Raw genomic sequence first — 23,132 nt, 5'->3', positions numbered from 1 at the left:
GGGACGGGCACCGTGTACGGGCCCGTCCGCCAGAGGTGCGCCGGTCGTTCGCTCCAACGAGCTTTTGAGGATGAGCAGATGAGCCATGCCCAGGTGAACAGCGCCGGCGCCCCGGCCCCCACGACCGGCGAGGACGTCGTCGCCTTCCTGCGCGCGGCGGCCGCACAGCTGCTCGGCGTACGGCCCGACGCCGTCGCCGCCGACCGGCCGCTGCGCGAACTCGGCCTGGACTCGGTGCGGATCGTGTCCCTGGTCGCCGCGCTCTCCGAGCACCTGGGCCGGCAGGTCCCCGGCTGGGCCGTCTGGCAGTACCCCACCCTCGCCTCCCTCGCCGCCCACCTCACCGGCGAGGACGCCGGTGCCCCCGCGCCCGCCGCCGCGCGCGCCCGCGCGGGCCACGACGAGCCCGTCGCCATCGTCGGGCTCGGCTGCAAGCTGCCCGGCGGCATCGAGACGCCCGACGCACTGTGGCAGGCCCTCACCGATGGCCTCGACGCCGTGCGCGAGGTCCCCGGCGACCGGTGGAACGCCCGCGAGTGGCTCGACGCCGACCTGCGCGCCCCCGGCAAGATGACCACCCGCTGGGGCGGGTTCCTCGACGGCATCGACGCGTTCGACGCCGAGCTGTTCCGCATCTCGCCCGCCGAGGCCACCCACATGGACCCCCAGCAGCGCATGGCGCTGGAGGTCGCGTGGGCCGCCTTCGAGGACGCCCGGATCGTCCCCGCCGACCTGGCGGGCACCCGCACCGGCGTCTTCCTGGGCACCATGGCGCAGGAGTACCACCTGGCCACCGGCGCCGACCCGGACGCCATCGGCACCCACTCGGCCACCGGCTGGGACAACTCCGTCATCCCCGCCCGCATCGCCTACGCCCTCGGCCTGCGCGGCCCCGCCATGGCCGTCGCCACCGCGTGCAGCTCCTCGCTCGCCGCCACCCACCTCGCCGTTCAGAGCCTGCGCCGCGGCGAGAGCGACCTCGCCGTCGCGGGCGGCGTCAACGTCATGCTCAGCCCGCACACCACCGTCGCCATGACCAAGTTCGGCGGCATGAACCCCGACGGCCAGTGCCGCGCCTTCGACGCCGGTGCCAACGGCTACGTACGCGGAGAGGGCGCCGGCGTCGTCGTACTGCGCCGGCTGTCCGACGCGCTCGCCGCGGGCGACCGCGTCTACGCCGTCATCCGCGGCACCGCCGTCAACAACGACGGCGCCTCCAACGGCCTGACCGCCCCCAACCCCGAGGCCCAGGCCGACGTCCTGCGCACCGCCTGGCAGGAGGCGGGCGTCGACCCCGCCGACGTCTCCTACGTCGAGGCCCACGGCACCGGCACCCTCCTCGGCGACCCCATCGAGGCCGACGCCCTGGGCACCGTCTTCGCCGAGGGCCGCGAGGAGCCGCTGCGCCTGGGCTCCGCCAAGACCAACTTCGGCCACCTGGAGCCCGCCGCGGGCGTCGTCGGCCTGATGAAGACCGCCCTCGCCCTGCACCACGGCGAACTGCCCGAGAGCCTGCACTTCGACGAGCCCAACCCGCACATCGACTTCGCGCGCAACAAGCTGCGCGTCGTCGACGGGCGCCAGCCCTGGCCGGAGGCCCGCCGCCGCTACGCGGGCGTCAGCGGCTTCGGCTTCGGCGGCACCAACGCCCACGTCGCCCTCGAAGAGGCCCCCTACCGGCGCCGCCGCCTCGTCCCCGTCGCCGCCGACAGCGAGGCGGACCTGCGCGAGGCCCTCGCCGACGGCGGCGCGGGCCACCCGCTGCCGGCGCACCCCGCCGCGCACCGCGCCGTCCTCGCCGTCACCGGCGGCGGCGCCCCCGAACTCCTCGCCGGACCCGTCCGCGCGGGCGAGCGGCCCTCCGTGGTGTTCTTCTTCTCCGGCCACGGCTCCCAGTGGCTCGGCATGGGCCGCGACCTGCTCGCCGAACCCGCCTTCCGCACCGCCCTGGACGCCTGCGACGCGGCGGTGCGCGCCCACACCGGCTGGTCCGTCACCGAGGAGCTGCTCGCCGACGCCGAGACCTCGCGGCTCGACCGCACCGACGTCGTCCAGCCCGTCCTGTTCGCCCTCCAGGTCGCCCTCGCCCGCACCCTCGCCGCCTGGGGCCTGGAGCCCGACGCCGTCTCCGGCCAGAGCGTCGGCGAGGTCGCCGCCGCCGTCGTCGCAGGGGCCCTGCCGCTCGCCGAGGGCGCCCGGCTCATCACCACCTGGTCCGCCCTGATCACCGAACGCGCCGACGGCCACGGCGCCCTCGTCGTCTGCGACCTCACCATCGACGAGGCCATCGAGCTGGCCGAGGGCACCGACCGCGGCCTGTCCGTCGCCGGGCACCTCTCCCCGGGACAGGTGTGCCTGTCCGGCGCCACCGCCGACGTCGAGGCCGTCGAACGCGAACTGGCCGAACGCGGCACGCGCACCCTGCGCGTCAACATCGGCTACGCCTCCCACAGCGCGGGCCTCGAAGCGCTCGTCCCCGAACTCCTCGCTCGACTCGGCGAGTTGGACACCCGGCCGGCCGCCGTGCCGTTCTGGTCCACCGTCGTCAACGACCACGTCGAGGGCAGCACGCTCGGCGCCGCCTACTGGGCCCGCAACATGTGCGAGCCGATGCTGCTCGCCGAAGCCGCCGCCGGATACGCCCACCGCACGGCGGGCCGCGGACTGCACGTCGTCGAGATCGGCCCGCACCCCGTCGCCCGGTACTCCTTCGAGCGCGCCTTCGCCGCCGCCGAGGGCCCCCGCTCCACCGCCCTGGCCACCTGCCGCCGCGACCGGCCCGCCCGCCAGACCCTGGAGGAGGTCGTCGCCGCCCTGTGGTGCGCGGGCCACGACGTCGACTGGAGCGCCGTACGCGGCCGGGCCGACCGGCCCGTGCCCAAGGCCCCGGTCGTGCTCACCGTCTCCGGCAGGACGCCCGCCGCGCGCGCCGCCAACGCCGCCCGGCTCGCCGACCACCTCGACGGCAGGCCCGACGCCGAACTCCTCGACGTCGCCTACAGCGCCGCCCACCACCGCTCCCACCTGGAGCACCGGGCGAGCGCCGTCGCCGCCACCAGCGCCGAGGCCGTCGACGCGCTGCGCGCCCTCGCCGAAGGCCGGTCCCACCCCTCGCTCGCCGAGGGCCGGGCCGTCAGCGGCGACCTCGCCGTCCTCTTCACCGGCCAGGGCAGCCAGCGCATCGCCATGGGCCGCCAGCTGTACGCCGCGTTCCCGGTCTTCCGCCGGGCCTTCGACGACGTCGCCGCCGCCCTCGACCCGCACCTGCGCCTGCCGCTCGCCGCCGTCGTGTTCGCCCCCGGCGACAGCGCCGACGCGGCCCTCGTGCACACCACCGAGTTCACCCAGCCCGGACTGTTCGCCATCGAGGTCGCCCTGTTCCGGCTGTGGCAGCACTGGGGGATCACCCCGCGCGCCGTCGCCGGGCACTCCATCGGCGAACTCGCCGCCGTCCACGTCGCCGGCGTCCTCGACCTGCCCGACGCCGCCCGGCTGGTCGCCGCCCGCGGCCGCCTGATGCAGGCCTGCGAGGGCGGCGGCGCCATGGCGTCCCTCGAAGCCTCCGAGGACGAGGTCCTCGCCGTCCTGACCGGCCGCGCGTCCGTCGCCGGACTCAACGGCCCCGCCCAGACCGTCGTCAGCGGCGACACCGCCGCCGTCGAGGCCGCCGTCGCCCACTTCGCCGCCGCCGGGCGCCGCACCCGGCGCCTGGAGGTCTCCCACGCCTTCCACTCGCCGCACATGGACGCCATGCTCGACGCGTACGCCGAGGTGGCCGCCGGGCTGACGTTCTCCCGGCCCGCCCTGCCGGTCGTCTCCACCGTCACCGGCGACTGGGCCGACGAGGAACTCACCGACCCGGCCTACTGGGTGCGCCAGGTCCGCGACGCCGTCCGCTTCCTCGACGCCGTACGCACCCTGGAGCGCGCCGGGGTCGCCCGCTACCTGGAGATCGGCCCCGACGCCGTCCTGTCCGGCATGGGCGCCCACTGCACCGAGGGTGACGCCGCCTTCGTCGCCTCCCAGCGCTCCTCCGGCGCCGACGACGAGGTGCGCACCCTGGTCCGTGCCCTCGGCGTCCTGCACACCGCCGGACAGCCCCTCGCCTGGGACCGCGTCCTGGACGGCGGCTTCCCGGTCGACCTGCCCACGTACGCCTTCCAGCGCGCCTCCTACTGGCTGCGGCCCGCGCACCACGCCGCCACCCGCAGCCGCTCCCGCGCCGAGGACGCCCTCTGGGAGGCCGTCGCCGAGGGCGAGAGCGGCCGTGTCGGCGAACTCCTCGGCGTCACCGACACCGCCGCCGTCGACGCGCTGCTGCCGCACCTCGCCACCTGGCACGCGCGACAGGACCGGGCCGGCGACATCGCCGACTGGAGCTACGAGGAGACCTGGACCCCGGCCGACCCGGCCCGCACCGCGCCCCTGCCGCGCGGCCCCTGGCTCCTCGCCGCGCCCGCCGCCGCGCGCCCGCTCGCCGACACCCTCGCCGCCGCCCTGACCGACGCGGGCGCCACCGTCCACCAGCTGGCCACCGAAGGCGACCGCACCGACACCGCCGCGCTCCTGGCCGACCTCATGGCCCGGCTCGGCGACAGCGCCCCCGCCGGGGTCCTCGCCCTCACCGGCACCGACACCGCCCCGCACCCCGAGCACCCGGCGACCACGCGCGGCGCCGCCCAGAGCCTCGCGCTCGTGCAGGCCCTCGGCGACGCGGGCGTCCGCGCCCCGCTGTGGTTCGTCACCCAGGGCGCCGTGCGGGCCACCGACACCGACCCCGCGCCCGACCCGGCCCAGGCCCTGGTCTGGGGCCTCGGCCACGTCGTCGCCCTGGAGCACGCCCCGCGCTGGGGCGGCCTCGCCGACCTGCCCGCCGACCCCGGCGCCGCCGACGTGACCCGGCTCCTGGCCACCCTCGCCGCCCACGGCAGCCCCGGCGCCGAGGAACACGTCGCGCTGCGCCCCGAAGGCCGCCTGGCCCGCCGCCTGCGCCGCACCGCCGTCACCGCCCCCACCCCCTGGGAGCCCTGCGGCACCGTCCTGATCACCGGCGGCAGCGGCGCCCTCGCCGCCCACCTCGCCGTCCGCCTCGCCGAACGCGGCGCCGCCCACCTCGTGCTCGTCTCCCGGCGCGGCGCCGCCTTCGACGGGGCCACCGAACTCGCCGCCCGCATCGAGGAGTCGGGCGCCCGCGCCACCCTCGCCGCCTGCGACGTCACCGACCGGGACGCGCTCGCCCGCCTGCTCGACGACCTCGACCGCGACCAGGACGCGCCCCTCACCGCCGTCGTGCACACCGCGGGCGTCCTCGACGACCGCCTCCTGGACCGCCTCGACACCCGCGCGCTCGCCACCTCCGCCGCGCCCAAGACCGGCGCCGCCGCCCTCCTCGACGAACTCACCCGCGACCGCGACCTGGACGCCTTCGTCCTCTACACCTCCGTCGTCGGCGTCCTCGGCAACGTCGGCCAGGCCAACTACGCCATGGCCAACGCCGCCCTGGACGCCCTCGCCGCCCGCCGCCGCGCCGCCGGACTGCCCGCCACCGCCATCGGCTGGGGCCCCTGGGCCGACGGCGGCATGACCCACGGCGCCGCCGAGACCCAGCTGCGCCGCGCCGGCCTCGCCCCCATGCCCGCCGACCACGCCCTCGACGCCCTCGACGCCGCCCTCGCCCACGGCGGCACCACCGTCGTCGCCGCGATCGACTGGGCGGCGGCCACGGCCTCGTACGCCGAAGGCCGCGACCGCCCCTTCCTGCGCGACGTCCCCGAAGCCCGCGCCGCCCTCGACGCCGCGACCGCCGCACCGGCCGACGACCCGCTGCGCGCCACCCTCCTCGCCCTGCCCGAGGACGCCCGCGAGGACCACCTGCGCGCCCTGCTCGCCACCGAGGCCGCCGCCGTGCTCGGCACCGCCGACCCCGGCTCCCTCGACCCCGAACGCGGCTTCAACGACCTCGGCTTCGACTCGATGATGGCCGTCGACCTCAGCGTCCGCGTCCAGCGCCGCACCGGCGTCAGCACGCCCAAGACCCTCATCTACGACGCCCCCGACCTGGCCTCCGCCGCGCGCTGGCTGCTCGGCGAACTCGCCCCCGCGCTCACGCCCCAGGACGCCCCGCGGCGCACCCGGCGCGGCGACGAGCCGCTCGCCGTCGTCGGCGTCGGCCTGCGCATGCCCGGCGACGCCCACGACCTCGACACCCTCTGGGACGTCCTCGCCGAGGCCCGCGACACCGTCACCACCGTCCCGGCCGACCGCTTCGACATCGCCGCGCACTACGACCCCGACCCGGACGCCGAAGGCACCACGTACGCCCGGCACGGGTCCTTCCTCGACGACGTGTCCCGCTTCGACGCCGCCTTCTTCGGCATCTCGCCGCGCGAGGCCGAACCCATGGACCCGCAGCACCGGCTGCTGCTCGAAGCCGCCTGGAACTCCCTGGAGCACGCGGGCATCCGGCCGCGCGAGTTGCGCGACTCGCGCACCGGCGTGTTCGTCGGCGCGGGCGTCGGCGAGTACGGCAAGTACCGCCAGGGCGGCGCCCCCGACACGTACACGCTGACCGGCACCCTGCCCAGCTTCAACGCAGGCCGCCTCTCCTACCACCTCGGCCTCCAGGGTCCCGCGCTCTCCCTCGACACCGCCTGCTCGTCGTCGCTGGTCGCGCTGCACCTCGCCTGCGAGTCCCTGCGCAACGACGAGTGCGAACTCGCCCTCGCCGGCGGCGTCCAGGTCCTCGCCGACCCCGGCGCCTTCGTCGCCCTCAGCCGCTCCCACGCGCTCGCGCCCGACGGCCGCAGCAAGACCTTCTCCGCCGACGCCGACGGCTACGGCCGCGGCGAGGGCGTCGGCGTCGTCGCCGTCATGCGCCTCTCCGACGCCCTCGCGCAGGGCCGCGAAGTGCTCGGCGTGATCCGCGCGACCGCGATCAACCACGACGGCGCGAGCAGCGGCATCACCGCCCCCAACGGCACCTCCCAGCAGAAGGTCATCCGCGCCGCGCTCGACTCGGCGGGCCTCGCGCCCGCCGACGTCGACTACGTCGAGTGCCACGGCACGGGCACCCCACTGGGCGACCCGATCGAGGTCCAGGCCCTGGCCGCGGTGTACGGCGAGGGCCGCGCCCCCGGAGCCGAGCTGGGCCTCGGCACGGCCAAGAGCGTGATCGGCCACCTGGAGTCGGCGGCGGGCATCGCGGGCCTGTGCAAGGTGCTCGCGTCCTTCCGCAAGAACGCCCTCCCCGCCACGGTCAACAGCACCCCCAGGAACCCGAACATCGCGTGGGACGACCTGCCCGTACGGGTCGTGGACGCCCTGGAGCCGTGGACCGGCGGCGGGGGCCGGGTGCGGCGTGCGGGGGTGTCGTCGTTCGGGCTGAGCGGGACGAACGCGCACGTGATCGTGGAGGAGCCGCCTGCCGTCGAGACGCCGGTGGAGGCGGAGTCCGTCGAAGGGCCGCTGCCGGTGGTGCTGTCGGGCCAGACCGAGGAGGCGCTGCGCGAGCAGGCCGGGCGCTGGGCGGACTGGCTGTCCGCGAACCCTGGCGCGCGGCTGGCGGACGTCGCGGCGACGGCGGCCCTTCACCGTACGCACTTCGAGCAGCGGGCGAGTGTCGTTGCCTCGGACGTGGCCGGGTTGGTGGAGGGGTTGCGTGCGGTGGGTGAGGGCGCGGCGCATGACGCCGTGGTCTCGGGGCGGGCTGAGCGTCGGGGGAAGGTGGTGTTCGTCTATCCGGGCCAGGGTTCGCAGTGGGTCGGGATGGGCGCGCAGTTGCTGGCTTCGAGCCCCGTGTTCGCGGAGACGATCGACGCGTGTGATGCGGCGTTGAGGCCGTTCACGGGGTGGTCGGTGCGTGAGGTGCTGTTGGGCGAGGAGGGGGATCACCCGGCGTTCGGCCGCGTGGATGTCGTCCAGCCCGCGTTGTTCGCGATGGGTGTCGCTCTGTCCGCGCACTGGCGGTCGTTGGGCGTGGAACCCGCTGCTGTGGTGGGTCACTCGCAGGGTGAAGTGGTTGCTGGTGTGGTGAGCGGTGCTCTCACTCTGGAGCAGGGCTCACAGATTGTCGCCCAGCGTTCGCAGGCCGTTCTCGCGTTGGCTGGTCAGGGCGGTATGGCGCTGATCGAGCGTCCGATTGCCCAGGTCGAGGAGTTCATCGCCCCGTACGGGGATGCGCTGTCCGTGGCGGCCGTGAACACGGCCGGTTCGACGGTGATCTCGGGCCTGGCGGCCGAGCTGGACGAGCTGGTCAGCCGTCTCCAGGCCGACGACGTGTACGCACGGAAGATCAATGTCGACTACGCGTCCCACAACGCCCAGATGGACCCGCTGCTCCCCGCCCTCGCGGAGAACTTCACCTCCATCACCCCGACAGCGACGGACATCGCGTTCTACTCCACCGTCACGGGTGAGATCGCGAACGGCACCGACCTCGACGGCGCCTACTGGTGCCGCAACCTCCGTGCCCCCGTCCGCTTCGACCGTGCCTTGGACAAGCTCCTGACGGACAACCACACGGTTTTCGTCGAGATCTCCGCCCACCCGGTCCTGTCCATGCCCCTGACCGACGGCAGCGCGGACCGTGGCGGCATCGTCGTCGGCTCCCTCAGCCGTCGTGACGGCAGCCACGCCCAGATCCTCCGCAACCTCGGCCTCCTGCACACCCAGGGCCACTCCGTCCCCTGGGACGAGGTCCTCGGCGCCACCGGCGCCTTCCTGGCCGACCTGCCCACCTACGCCTTCCAGCGCGACCTGTACTGGCTCGACGTGCCCAAGTCCTCCGGCGACGCCGGATCGCTCGGGCTCGACGCCTCGCCGCACCCCTGGCTGGGCGCCGCCACCGAGCTGGCCGGCGGGGAGGGGCACGTCCTCACCGGGCGCCTCTCGCTCGCCGAGCAGCCGTGGCTGGCCGACCACACGGTCTTCGGGTCGGTCATCGTGCCCGGCACCGGCCTCCTGGAGCTGGCCAACGCCGCCGCGTACGAGACGGGGGCGGGCGGCGTCGCCGAACTCACCCTGGCCGAACCGCTGGTGGCGGACGAGGCGGTGCGGGTGCAGATCACGGTCGGGGCGCCCGGCGCCGACGGCCGCAGGCCGCTCGCCGTGCACAGCCGCCCCGACCAGGACCCGGGAGCCTCCTGGACCCGGCACGCCACCGGCGAACTGACCGCCGCGCCCGCCGAGCCGCAGGGCCCGGGGGAGCTCGCGCAGTGGCCGCCCGCCGGTGCCGAGCGGGTCGGACTGGACGGTTTCTACGAGCGGTTCGCCGCCCAGGGCATCGACTACGGCCCGGTGTTCCGCGGCCTGACCGAGCTGTGGCGCAGGGGGAGCACCGCGTACGGCGTGGTCCGGCTGCCCGACCCGGCCGCCGCCACCGCCGCCGACTTCGCCCTGCACCCGGCCCTGCTGGACACGGCGCTGCACGTCATGAAGGGCGCCACCGGCCCGGACGAGCCCGAGGGCGCGCTGCTGCCGTTCGAGTGGAGCGACGTCGAGCTGTACGCGACCGGGGCCGCCGAGCTCCGCGTGCGCATCGACGTCGAGCCGTCCGCGCAGGGCCAGGAGATCCGGGTCCTGGCCGCCGACGGCGCGGGCCGCCCGGTGGCCGTGATCGGCTCCCTGCACCTGCGCCGGGCCACGGCGGACCAGCTGCGGGCCGCGCGCGGCGCGTCGGCCGACGGGCTGCACCGCCTGGAGTTCCTGCCGGTCCCGGCGCCCGGTGCCCCGGGGAAGGCCGCCGACGCGGTGCTGACCGGCAACGGCGAACTGGCCGCGCTGCTCGGCGTACCGGCCCTCGCGGACACCGAGGAGCTGCGCGCCCTGCTGGACGCGCGGCCCCGGCCGCCCGCCCGCCTGGTCGTCGACACCACCGGGCGCCCGCCCTTCTACAGCGCCCCGGAAGCCGCCTACAAGGCCACCGAGTACGTCCTGGCCCAGCTCCAGGAGCTCCTGTCGGACGAGCGCCTGGCCGGCACCGAGCTGGTCTGGGTGACCCGGGGGAGCGTCGCCGCGGCCCCCGGGGACCCGCTGGACGGCCTGCCGTACGCACCACTGTGGGGCCTGGTGCGCTCCGCCAGGACCGAGCACCCCGAACGCGGCCTGCGCCTGGTCGACCTGGGCCCCGGGGAGACCGACCGCCAGGCGCTCGCACGCGCCCTAGCGGTCACCGCCGAGCCCGAACTCGCCGTGCGCGAAGGGGAGGTGCTGGCCGCCCGGCTGGTCCGCGCTCCGGCCGCCGACGGGGGAGCGCGCGCCCTCGACCCGGAGGGCACCGTGCTCATCACCGGAGGCACCGGCGAGCTCGGCCGCGAGACCGCCCGGCACCTGGTGCGCCACCACGGCGTGCGGCACCTGGTGCTGACGTCCCGGCGCGGCGCCGAAGCCCCCGGCACGGACGCGCTCGTCCGCGACCTGGAGGCCGAGGGCGCGCACACCGTACGGGTGGCCGCCTGCGACGCGTCCCGGCGCGACGACGTGGCGCAGGTGCTGCGCCTCGCCGGGCCGGAGCACCCGTGGACGGCCGTGCTGCACCTCGCGGGCATCCTGGACGACGGCGTCCTGCTCGGCCAGGACGCGCAGCGGCTCTCCCGGGTGATGGCGCCCAAGGTGAAGGGCGTCCAGTACCTCGACGAGCTGACCGGCGACCTGGACCTGGCCGCGTTCGTGCTGTTCTCCTCGGCGGCCGGCACGTTCGGCACGGCCGGGCAGAGCGTGTACGGCTCCGCCAACGCCTACCTGGACGCGTTCGCCGCCCGTCGCCGCGCCGAGGGCCGCCCGGTCAGCAGCCTCGCCTGGGGCCTGTGGCACCAGGCGGGCACGGGCATGACCTCGCACCTGGGCGCCGTGGAGCTGGAGCGCATGCGCCGCCAGGGCATCGCCCCGCTGCCGTTCGACCAGGGGCTCGCGCTGCTGGACGCGGTCCTGGCGCGCCCCGCCGACAACTTCGTGCCCGTCCGGCTCGACCTGCGGACGATCCGGCGCGACGCCGACCGGGGAGCGGAGGCCCCCGCGCTGTTCCGCGCCCTGGTACGGACGAGGCCGCGCCGCGCGGAGGCCGCGACGGCCGCCGCCGCGGGCCCGGGCGGACTGCGCGAGCGGCTGCTGCCCGTCGCCGAGGAGCAGCGCACCGAGATCGTCACCGAGCTGGTGCTCGGCGAGGTGGCCTCCGTACTCGGCCTGGACGGCGCGGGCACCCTGGCGCCGCAGCAGGTCCTGAAGAACCTGGGCCTGGACTCGCTGATGGCCGTCGAACTGCGGCGCCGCCTGTCGGCCGCGAGCGGGGTGCCGCTGCCCGCGACGCTCGCCTTCGACCACCCGACCCCGGAGCACATCACCCGGCTCGTGCTCGCCCGCCTCGACCTCCCGGCGGCCGGCGCCCCGGCCGTCGCGGCGGACCCGGGGGAGGAGGACCCGAGGGCCGCGCTCGACTGGGCCCTCGACCGGCTCTCCGCGGACCGCCTGCAGAGCTCGGGCCTGCTGCGGCAACTCGTCGAACTGGCCCGCGAGGAGGCCGACGACGACGGCACGACGGCCGCCGCCGCTCCGGAGGCCCCGGCCGCCGAGGAGGAGCGCTCGGTGGAGGACCTCAACGCCGAACTGAACGCGCTCCTGGAGGCGTCGGGTCTCGACCTGGACTGAGCGGCGCGCGGGGAGGCACCTCCGGGGGAACGGACCCCGGGGGTGCCTCCCTGTTTCCGCGTCCGGGTTCCGCTTCCGGGTTCCGCATCCGACCGCCGGCGGCTCACCGGCTGCTGGAGGAACGCTCGAAGTCCCTTGGAGGAAAAGGCCGTTGAGCACACGACCGCATTAACCTTCCTTTACCTGATCCAGGGGTCGCGGCAAGGGCCGCGAGCAGCGCGCGTACGAGGTCGCGTTCCTCGACCCGTACGTGAACGCGCAGGCGAAGGCGTACGTCGGAGCACACGCACAGGCGCACGGGAAAGCCGCAGCCGGGTGGGTCGCGTGATCGTTCAGTCGCCGTCCACCACGGCTCAAGTAAAGGCCGGTTTGGTGGCAGGGTCCCGGCACCTCTCCGTCCGGGTGCAGTTCGCTCGCGGTGGCCGCGCAGAGAGGCTCGATGGTGTCGAAGTCAAACCAGGACCGGATGGAAGCCGCACTGCCCGCGATCCGCGCGCTCCAGAAGCGTGCGGCCGATCTCGAGGCACGTCAGGCGCGTCAGCAGGAGCCGATCGCCGTCGTGTCCATGGCGTGCCGCCTGCCGGGCGGGATCGACACCCCCGAGGCGTTCTGGGACCTGCTGTCCTCCGGCGGTGACGCGATCGGCCCGCTGCCGTCCCGCTGGGACGGTCTGGGCGTGTACGACCCCGACCCGGAGGCGGTTGGCAAGAGCTACGCGCGCGAGGGCGGGTTCATCGACGGGATCGAGGGCTTCGACGCCTCGTTCTTCGGCATCTCGCCGCGCGAGGCCCTCACCATGGACCCGCAGCAGCGGCTCGTCCTGGAGACGTCGTGGGAGGCCCTGGAGCGGGCGGGCGTGCGCCCGGACTCGCTGACCGACAGTCGCACGGGCGTCTACCTGGGCACCATGAGCTCCGACTACGGCGACCTGGGCCGCGACCTGGACGCCCTGGACGGTTACGTCAGCACGGGCAAGGCCTCCAGCGTGGTCTCGGGCCGCGTCTCGTACACCCTGGGCCTCCAGGGCCCGGCGATCACCGTCGACACCGCCTGCTCCTCGTCACTGGTCGCCCTGCACCTCGCGGTGCAGGCCCTGCGCCAGGACGAGTGCGAGACGGCCCTGGCCGGCGGTGTGACGGTCATGAGCAACCCCTCGCTGTTCGTGGAGTTCAGCCGTCTGAAGGGGATGGCGGCGGACGGCCGCTGCAAGTCCTTCTCGGCCGACGCGGACGGTGCGGGATGGTCCGAGGGCGCGGGCGTGCTGGTGCTGAAGCGCCTGTCGGCCGCCCAGCGTGACGGGGACCAGGTCCTCGCGGTGATCCGGGGTTCGGCGGTGAACCAGGACGGCCGCAGCCAGGGCCTCACGGCCCCCAACGGCCCGTCCCAGCAGCGCGTCATCCAGGAGGCTCTGGAAGCCTCCCGCCTCACCCCGGCCGACATCGACGCCATCGAGGCCCACGGCACCGGCACCTCCCTGGGCGACCCGATCGAGGCGGGAGCCCTCGGCGAGGTCTTCGGCCCGGGCCGCTCCCCGGAACGCCCCGTCCTGCTCGGTTCGTCGAAGTCGAACATCGGGCACGCGCAGGCGGCGGCCGGTGTCATCGGCGTGATGAAGATGGTGCTCGCGCTCCAGCACGAGAGCCTGCCGAAGACACTGCACGCGGAGCAGCCGAGCGAACTGGTCGAGTGGGAGGGCAGCGGCCTCGAACTGCTCGGCGAGGCGCGTGCCTGGGCCCGTGGTGAGGGTCGGGTGCGGCGTGCGGGTGTGTCGTCGTTCGGGTTGAGCGGGACGAACGCGCACGTGGTGGTGGAGGAGCCGCCGGTGGTTGAGACGCCGGTGGAGGCGGCGGCCGTCGCGGGTCCGGTGCCGGTGGTGGTGTCCGGGCAGACCGGGGAGGCGTTGCGGGAGCAGGCGGGGCGGTGGGCGGAGTGGCTGTCGGGGCGTGATGACGTACGGCTGCCTGATGTGGCGGTGACGGCGGCCCGTCACCGTACGCACTTCGAGCACCGGGCGAGTGTCGTTGCCTCGGACCTGGCTGGGCTGGTGGAGGGGCTGGAGGCGGTTGCCCAGGGTGCGGCGCACGACGCTGTGGTCTCGGGGCGGTCCGAGCGACGCGGGAAGGTGGTGTTCGTCTATCCGGGCCAGGGTTCGCAGTGGGTCGGGATGGGGCGTGAGCTGCTGTCCAGCAGCTCGGTGTTCGCGGAAGCGGTTGACGCGTGTGATGCGGCGTTGAGGCCGTTCACGGGGTGGTCGGTGCGTGAGGTGTTGCTGGGGGAGGAGGGGGATCACCCGCCGTTCGACCGGGTGGATGTGGTGCAGCCTGCGTTGTTCGCGATGGGTGTCGCTCTGTCGGCGCACTGGCGGTCCCTCGGGGTCGAGCCTGCTGCCGTCGTCGGTCACTCGCAGGGCGAGGTTGTTGCTGGTGTGGTGAGCGGTGCTCTCTCTTTGGAGCAGGGCTCGCAGATCGTCGCTCAGCGTTCGCGGGCGGTGTTGGCTCTGGCTGGTCAGGGCGGTATGGCGCTGATCGAGCGTCCGATTGCCCAGGTGGAGGAGTTCATCGCCCCGTACGGGGATGCGCTGTCGGTGGCGGCCGTGAACACGGCCGGTTCGACGGTGATCTCGGGCCTGGCTGCTGAGCTGGACGAGCTGGTCAGCCGTCTTCAGGCCGAGGACGTGTACGCACGGAAGATCAACGTGGACTACGCGTCCCACAACGCCCAGATGGACCCGCTGCTCCCCGCCCTCGCGGAGAACTTCACCTCCATCACCCCGACAGCGACGGACATCGCGTTCTACTCCACCGTGACGGGTGAGATCGCGAACGGTACCGACCTGGACGGCTCGTACTGGTGCCGCAACCTGCGCGCGCCTGTCCGTTTCGACCGTGCCTTGGACAAGCTCCTGACGGACAACCACACGGTTTTCGTCGAGATCTCCGCGCACCCGGTCCTGTCCATGCCCCTGACCGACGGCAGTGCGGACCGTGGCGGCATCGTCGTCGGTTCCCTTGCCCGCAACCAGGGTTCCCAGGCCCAGATCCTCCGCAACCTGGGCCTCCTGCACACCCAGGGCCACGTCATCGCCTGGGACAAGGTGCTCGGCGCCACCGCCGACGTACTCGTACCGGCCCTGCCCACCTACGCCTTCCAGCGCGAGCGGTTCTGGATCGAGTCCAACACGCCCACCGGTGACGTCCGTTCCGTCGGCCTCCGGGCCTCCGAGCACCCGTGGCTCGGCGCCGTCACCGGGACGGCCGCGGACGACGGCTACCTCTTCACCGGGCGTCTGTCGCTCGCCGAACAGCCGTGGCTGGCCGAGCACGCCGCCTTCGGGACGGTCCTCGTCCCCGGTACCGGCCTCCTGGACCTGGCCCTGGCCGCCGCGCACCACACCGGTGCCGAGCAGGTCCACGAACTCACCCTCCTCGAACCCCTCGTCCTCACCGAGGACACCCCCGTGCGCCTCCAGGTCGTCGTCGGTGCGGCGGCGGCCGACGGGCAGCGCCCGCTGGCCCTCTACAGCCGTTCGGACGAGGCTCCCGAGGACGCTCCGTGGCGTCAGCACGCCATGGGGACGCTCTCCGAACCGGCTTCCCACCCGGACCCTGCCGCCTCCGGCTCGGCCTTCGCGGAGCTGGCGGCGCAGTGGCCCCCGGCCGGCGTCGAGGAAGCCGCACTCGACGGCTTCTACGAGGCGTTCGAGGCGCGTGGCCTGTCCTACGGACCGGCCTTCCAGGGCCTGTCCGAGCTGTGGCGCAAGGGCAGCACCGCGTACGGAACCATCCGGCTGCCCCAGCCGCTCACGGCGGGGGAGTTCGGCGTGCACCCGGCACTGCTCGACGCCGCGCTGCACACCATGGCCGTGGTGCAGCGCGACGCCGGTGCGTCGGTGCTGCTGCCGTTCGAGTGGACGGGCGTGGAGCTGTACGCCTCCGGGGCCACCGAAGTCCGCGTACGCCTCGAACTCGACGACGGCCAGGAGAGCCTGCGGCTGTGGGCGGTCGACGGCGCGGGCCGGCCCGTGCTGCATGCCCGGGGCCTCCAGCTGCGCCAGGCGCAGCCCGAGCAGTTGCGCGCCGCCGCCTCGGCGACCGCCGAACACCTCTACCAGGTCGTCCACCAGCCCGCCGCCGGGCTGCTGGAGGACGTGGACGGCGAGGTCTGGGTGCTCGGCGGTACGGGCGACCTGGCCCGCGCGCTGAACGCCGAGAGCATCGCCCGGGCCGAAGGTCTCGTCGCCCGGCTGGACGAGGGGACCGAGGCACCCGACCTGCTCGTCGTGGACGCGACGGGGGAGGGCGGGGAGGCGTTCGAGACGACCGCCGCCGCCCTCGACCTCGTTCAGGCGCTGCTGGCCGAGCCGCGGCTTGAGCGTACGGCCGTGCAGTGGGTGACGCGGGGTGCGGTGGACGCCGGGGACGGTGTCACCGATCTCGCGCACGCGCCGCTGTGGGGCCTGGTGCGCGCGGTGCGCGCCGAGTTCCCGGAGCGCGATCTGCGTCTGGTCGACGTCGACGCCACGTCGGAGGTCCCGTTCCTGGCGGTCGGCGAGCCGGACGCGGTGGTACGCGGGGGAGAGGTGCGGGTCGCGCGGCTGACGCGTACGGCTACCTCGTCCGCTGCCGAGGCGCCGGCGTTCGCGCCGGAGGGCGTGGTCCTGGTGACCGGTGGTACGGGTGAGCTGGGGACGGCTCTGGCCACCCATCTGGTCCGTACGCACCAGGTACGTCACCTGGTTCTGACGTCCCGTCGGGGCATGGACGCTCCGGGCGCCGACGACCTCATTTCCACCCTCACTGAAGCGGGTGCGGAGTCGGTTCGTATCGAGGCGTGTGACACCACCGACCGTGACGCGCTCCGTGCGTTGCTGACGTCGAGTGCGCGGCCGTGGACGGGTGTGTTCCACCTGGCGGCGACCCTCGACGACGGTCTGGTGACGTCGCAGACGCGTGAGCGTCTGGCGCACGTGTGGGGTCCGAAGGCGCAGGGCGCGACCCATCTGCACGAGCTGAGCCTCGAACTGGGCCTGGATCTGGGCGCGTTCGTACTCTTCTCGTCCGCCGCCGGTGTCCTGGGTGGTGCCGGGCAGTCGAACTACGCGGCCGCCAACGCCTACCTCGACGCCCTCGCCGCCCACCGGCGCGCGCAGGGCCTCCCCGCGACCAGCCTGTCCTGGGGCCTCTGGCAGCAGACCGGCACCGGGCTCACCGCCACCCTCCACGACGCCGACCTCGCCCGGCTGCAGCGCAAGGGCATCACCGCCCTCACCCACGCCCAGGCGCTGAAGGCCCTGGACGCGGCGCTCGGGCACGCGGCCCCGCACCACGTCCCCGTACGCCTCGACCTCACCGCCCTCCAGCGGGCCACGAACGACGGGACGCCCCTGCCCGCGCTGTACCGCACCCTGGTCCGCACCTCGCGCAAGGCCGCGCAGTCGACCACCGCGACCGCGGACTCCCTGGTCGACCAGCTGTCCGCCCTGCCGGAGGGGGAGCGCCTCGGTTCGCTGGTGCGGGTCGTACAGCGTGAGGCGGCCACGGTCCTCGGGATGGCCTCCGCCGACGCCATCGGCAAGGACCAGGTCCTGAAGGACCTCGGCATCGACTCGCTGATGGCCGTCGAGCTGCGCCGCCGGCTGTCCTCGGAGACGGGTCTGGCGCTGCCTTCGACGCTCGCGTTCGACTACCCGACGCCGACCGCCATCGCCTCGCTCCTCCTGGACAAGCTCGCGCCTTCCGCCACCACGAAGAACGGCAAGAACGGCAACGCGCGCCGCGCCCGCAAGGGTGGGACGGCGGTCTCCGACGACCCGATCGCCATCATCTCGATGGCCTGCCGCCTGCCCGGCGGGATCGACACCCCCGAGGCGTTCTGGGAGCTGCTGTCCTCCGGCGGCGACGCCGTCGGCCCGCTGCCGTCCCGCTGGGACGGGCTCGGTGTGTACGACCCGGACCCGGAGGCGGTCGGCAAGAGCTACGCCCGCGAGGGCGGGTTCATCGACGGGATCGAGGGATTCGACGCCCCGTTCTTCGGGATCTCGCCGCGCGAGGCGGTGTCGATGGACCCGCAGCAGCGCCTCGTACTGGAGACGTCGTGGGAGGCCCTGGAGCGCGCGGGCGTGCGCCCGGACTCGCTGAGCGAGAGCCGGACCGGCGTCTACCTCGGCGCGATGACCTCCGACTACGGCCACATGGGCCACGACCTGGACGCGCTCGACGGGTACACCAGCACGGGCTACGCGTCGAGCGTGGTCTCGGGCCGCGTCTCGTACACCCTGGGCCTCCAGGGCCCCGCGGTCACGGTCGACACGGCCTGCTCCTCCTCGCTGGTCGCGATGCACCTCGCGGCGTCGGCCCTGCGCCAGGGCGAGTGCGAGCTCGCGCTCGTCGGCGGCGTCACCGTCATGAACTCCCCCGCACTCTTCGTGGAGTTCAGCCGCCTCAAGGGCATGGCCCCGGACGGGCGCTGCAAGTCCTTCTCGGCCCAGGCCGACGGGGCCGGCTGGGCCGAGGGCGTCGGCGTCCTGGTCATGAAGCGCCTGTCGGAGGCGGAGCGCGACGGGGACGACGTCCTTGCCGTGATCCGGGGTTCGGCGGTGAACCAGGACGGTCGCAGCCAGGGCCTCACCGCCCCCAACGGCCCGTCCCAGCAGCGCGTCGTCCAGGACGCCCTCGCCACCGCCCGCTTGACGCCGTCGGACATCGACGCCGTCGAGGCGCACGGCACGGGTACTTCGCTGGGGGACCCGATCGAGGCGGGCGCGCTGGCCGAGGTGTTCGGTCCCGAGCGGGCGGCCGACCGGCCGCTGTACTTGGGCTCGTCGAAGTCGAACATCGGGCACGCGCAGGCTGCGGCCGGCGTCGTCGGCGTGATGAAGATGGTCCTCGCCCTCCAGCACGAGGTCCTGCCCAAGACGCTGTACGTGGACGAGCCCAGCCCGCACGTCCAGTGGGAGGGCAGTGGTCTTGAGTTGCTGGGCGAGGCGCGTGCCTGGGTCCGTGGTGAGGGTCGGGTGCGGCGTGCGGGTGTGTCGTCGTTCGGGTTGAGCGGGACGAACGCGCACGTGATCGTCGAGGAGCCGCCCGCCGCCCCGGCACCGGCGGCGACGGAGTCCGTCGAAGGACCGCTGCCGGTGGTGCTGTCGGGCCAGACCGAGGAGGCGCTGCGCGAGCAGGCCGGGCGCTGGGCGCAGTGGCTGTCGTCGGGACGTGACGTACGACTGGCCGATGTCGCCGCGACGGCGGCACTGCACCGTACGCACTTCGAACACCGCGCCAGCGTGGCGACCGCCGGAATCGGCGAGCTGCGTGAGGCACTGGCGGCGCTCTCCGAGGGCGGTGCGCACGACGCACTGGTGACGGGGACGGCGCGCGAGCGCGGGAAGGTGGTGTTCGTCTACCCCGGTCAGGGTTCGCAGTGGGTGGGGATGGGTGCGCAGTTGCTGGCTTCCAGCCCGGTGTTCGCCGCTGCTGTGGATGCCTGTGATGCGGCGTTGAGGCCGTTCACCGGGTGGTCGGTGCGTGAGGTGTTGCTGGGGGAGGAGGGGGATCACCCGCCGTTCGATCGCGTGGATGTCGTGCAGCCTGCGTTGTTCGCGATGGGTGTTGCACTGTCCGCGCACTGGCGGTCGTTGGGTGTGGAGCCCGCTGCCGTTGTCGGTCACTCGCAGGGTGAAGTGGTTGCTGGTGTGGTGAGCGGTGCTCTCTCTTTGGAGCAGGGCTCGCAGATCGTCGCCCAGCGTTCGCAGGCCGTTCTCGCGCTGGCTGGCCAGGGCGGTATGGCGCTGATCGAGCGTCCGATTGCCCAGGTCGAGGAGTTCATCGCCCCCTACGGCGAAGCCCTGTCCGTCGCCGCCGTGAACACGGCGGGCTCGACGGTGATCTCGGGCCTGGCGGCCGAGCTGGACGAGCTGGTCAGCCGCCTGCAAGAGCAGGACGTGTACGCGCGGAAGATCAATGTCGATTACGCGTCCCACAACGCCCAGATGGACCCGCTGCTCCCCGCCCTCGCGGAGAACTTCACCTCCATCACCCCGGCCGCCACGGACATCGCGTTCTACTCCACCGTGACGGGTGAGATCGCGAACGGTACCGACCTGGACGGCTCGTACTGGTGCCGCAACCTGCGCGCGCCTGTCCGTTTCGACCGTGCCTTGGACAAGCTCCTGACGGACAACCACACGGTTTTCGTCGAGATCTCCGCGCACCCGGTCCTGTCCATGCCCCTGACCGACGGCAGTGCGGATCGCGGTGGCATCGTCGTCGGTTCCCTCGCCCGCAACCAGGGTTCCCAGGACCAGATCCTCCGCAACCTGGGCCTCCTGCACACCCAGGGCCACGTCATCGTCTGGGACAAGGTCCTCGGTGCCACCGCCGACGTACTCGTACCGGCCCTGCCCACCTACGCCTTCCAGCGCGAGCACTACTGGCTCGACACCCCCAAGTCGTCCGGCAACGCCGGGCAGCTCGGGCTCGACGTGTCCGAGCACCCCTGGCTGGGTGCCGCCACCGAGCTGGCGGACGGCGAGGGGCACGTCCTCACCGGGCGCCTCTCGCTCGCCGAGCAGCCGTGGCTGGCCGAGCACGCCGCGTTCGGGACCGTCCTGGTCCCCGGTACCGGCCTCCTCGACCTGGCCCTGGCCGCCGCGCACCACACCGGTGCCGAGCAGGTCCACGAACTCACCCTCCTCGAACCCCTCGTCCTCACCGAGGACACCCCTCTGCGCCTCCAGATCCACGTGGGCGCACCCACCGCCGAGGGGCTTCGCGCGCTCACCGTCCACAGCCGTCCCGACCAGGGCGGTCACGACACCTGGCGGCAGCACGCCACGGGCGAGCTGTCGGACGTGGTCGCCGCGCCCGACGAGGCGCTGTTCACGGACCTCGCCGCCCAGTGGCCGCCCGCCGGTGCCGAGCGGGTCGCACTCGACGGCTTCTACGAGGCGTTCGAGGCGCGCGGCCTGTCGTACGGTCCCGCGTTCCAGGGCCTGGCCGAGCTGTGGCGCAAGGGCAGCACCGCGTACGGCACCGTCCGTGTCCCCGAGTCGCTGAAGACCGACGGCTTCGGCGTCCACCCCGCCCTGCTCGACGCCGCGCTGCACACCCTCATGGGCGTACGGGAGTCGGGGGAGGGCCAGGACACCCAGGTGTTCCTGCCCTTCGAGTGGACGGGCGTGGAGCTGTACGCGTCCGGGGCCACCGAACTCCGCGTACGCGTCGAACTCGACGACACCGGAACCAACGCCCGCATCCAGGTGGCGGATCCGGGCGGGAGGCCGGTCGCGCGGGTGGAGGGCCTCGCCATCCGCGAGGCGACCGCCGAGCAGGTCAGGGCGGGCGAGTCCGTGGACCACCTCTACCGCGTCGACTTCCGGACGCCGCGCCTCCCGCAGACGGAGGAGGCCGCGGCCGACGGCATCTGGATCCTCGGTGACGACACCGGGGTGTCCGAAATCCTGGAGGCCGGCCATGTGGCTGATGTGGATGCTGTCCTTGCCCACCTCGATGACGGGCGGGCGGCGCCCGTTCGACTTGCCGTCGACGCGACGGCCGCGGGTGCGGCGCGCACGGACGGTGCTGACATCGCTGGTGCCGCGCAGGAGCTGACCGCTTCCGCGCTGCTGACGCTGCGACGACTGCTCGACGAACCACGTCTTGGGTCGACGGAGCTGGTGTGGATCACGCGCTCGGCCGTGGCCGTGGCCGTGGACGGCGACGTCCGCGACCTGGCCCGCGCCCCGCTGTGGGGCCTGCTCCGCTCGGCGCGCAACGAGTACGCCGAGCGCGCGATCCGCCTGATCGACCTCGGGGAGGGGAGCGCCGACGACGCGCTGCTGCCCCGGGCGATCGCCATGGCCGGCGAGCCGGAGATCGCGATCCGGGGCGGCGAGGTCCGTACCGCCCGGCTCGTGAGGACGACGAACGAGGCCGCCCCGCCGGCGGCCGGTACCGCATCGGACACCGGTACTTCACCGGCGGCCGGTACCTCAACGGCGGCGGGTTCCGCTGCCGCGGCTGCTGTGGCCGCCCCCCTCGCCCCCGACGGCACCGTGCTCATCACGGGCGGTACGGGTGAGCTGGGCCGGTCGCTGGCCGGGCACCTGGTTCGTGCGTACGGCGTACGGCACCTGGTCCTGACCTCGCGGCGCGGCCTGGAGTCCCCCGGCGCCGCCGAACTGGCGGCCGAACTGGGCGAGGCCGGGGCCGAGAGCGTCCAGGTCGTCGCCTGCGACGTCAGCCGCCGCGACGACGTCGCCACCGTCCTGGCCACCGCCGACGCCGCCCACCCCTGGACCGGCGTCTTCCACCTGGCGGGCGTCCTGGACGACGGGCTGCTCGCCTCCCAGGACGCCGACCGGCTGGCCGGGGTCCTCGCGCCGAAGGTCTCCGGCGCCCTGCACCTGCACGAACTCACCCGTGACCTCGGCCTCGCGGCCTTCGTCCTGTACTCCTCCGCCGCCGGTGTCCTGGGAGGTGCCGGCCAGTCCAACTACGCGGCCGCCAATGCCTTCCTCGACGCGCTCGCCGCCCACCGGCGCGCGCACGGCCTGCCCGCCGCCAGCCTCTCCTGGGGCCTGTGGCAGCAGGCGGGGGTCGGGCTCACCGCGGGTCTCGGCCGGGCCGAGCTGGCCCGCATGCGGCGGCGCGGCATCGGTGCGCTCAGCGCGCGCCAGGGGCTGGCGGCCCTCGACGCCGCGCTCGGCCTCCCGCACCCGCACCTGGTGCCGGTCAAGCTCGAACTCACCTCGCTCCAGAGGGAGTTCGACAACGGCGGTGACGTCCCCGTACTCCTCCGCGACCTGCTGCGCGCCCCGCGCCGCCGGGCCGGCGAGTCCGGCGGCACACCCTCGGGCCTGCGCGAGCACCTGCTCGCCCTGCCGGAGGACGAGCGCCTGCCGCACGTCGCCCAGCTGGTCCAGCGCGAGGCCGCGACCGTCCTCGGCCTCTCCGGGGCGGGCGGCATCGGACCCGAACAGGTCCTCAAGGAGCTGGGCATGGACTCGCTGATGGCGGTGGAGCTGCGGCGCCGCCTCTCCGCGGAGACCGGCGTCCCGCTGCCCTCCACGCTCGCCTTCGACCATCCCACGCCCGCCGCCGTCGCGGCCCTGCTCCTCGACAAGCTCGCCATCGGGTCCGGTGGCGCGGCCCGGAGCGGACCGGGCGTCACGAAGAACCAGATCGACAGCCTCGTCGAACTCCTGCGCACCGCCACCCCCGCCCAGCTGGCCGAGCCCGGGCTCGCCACCGGCCTGCTCGCCCTGCGCGACGGCCTCGCCAGGAGCGCGGCCCCGGTGGAGGAAGCACCGGAGCCCGACGCCGGGATCGACACCGGCAGCACCGACGACCTCCTTCAGTTCCTGGATCGCAAGCTTGGAGTGAGCGAATGAGCGCGTCCGAAGTCGAGAAGCTCGAGAAGCTCGAGGCCTATCTCCGGCGTACGGCCGGCGCGCTCGTCGAGACCGAGAAGGAGCTCCACGCCGAACGCGCCGCGCG

General features: G+C 74.3%; 2 protein-coding genes. Both read left to right on the top strand.

The genetic code is table 11. The features are described 5' to 3' along the window. The first annotated feature begins 78 nt into the window (after window positions 1–78). Window positions 79–11,640: an SDR family NAD(P)-dependent oxidoreductase gene (locus ABT160_RS22290; RefSeq protein WP_351649473.1), complete on the top strand. Its 11,562-nt coding sequence runs from the start codon at window positions 79–81 to the stop codon at window positions 11,638–11,640. Between the two features lie 442 nt (window positions 11,641–12,082). After that, window positions 12,083–23,026, top strand: a complete 10,944-nt coding sequence (locus ABT160_RS22285) for a type I polyketide synthase (protein WP_502984282.1) — start codon at window positions 12,083–12,085, stop codon at window positions 23,024–23,026. Window positions 23,027–23,132: the final 106 nt, after the last annotated feature.

The sequence above is a fragment of the Streptomyces sp. NPDC001941 genome (assembly GCF_040296945.1).
Taxonomy (GTDB): Bacteria; Actinomycetota; Actinomycetes; order Streptomycetales; family Streptomycetaceae; genus Streptomyces.
Note: the sequence above shows the minus strand (reverse complement) of the source record. Positions and strands in the feature narration are given on the sequence as shown.

Excerpts from the sequence above, each read along its gene's own strand:
- ABT160_RS22290 (WP_351649473.1), top strand. The coding sequence starts at position 79 with ATGAGCCATGCCCAGGTGAACAGCGCCGGCGCCCCGGCCCCCACGACC.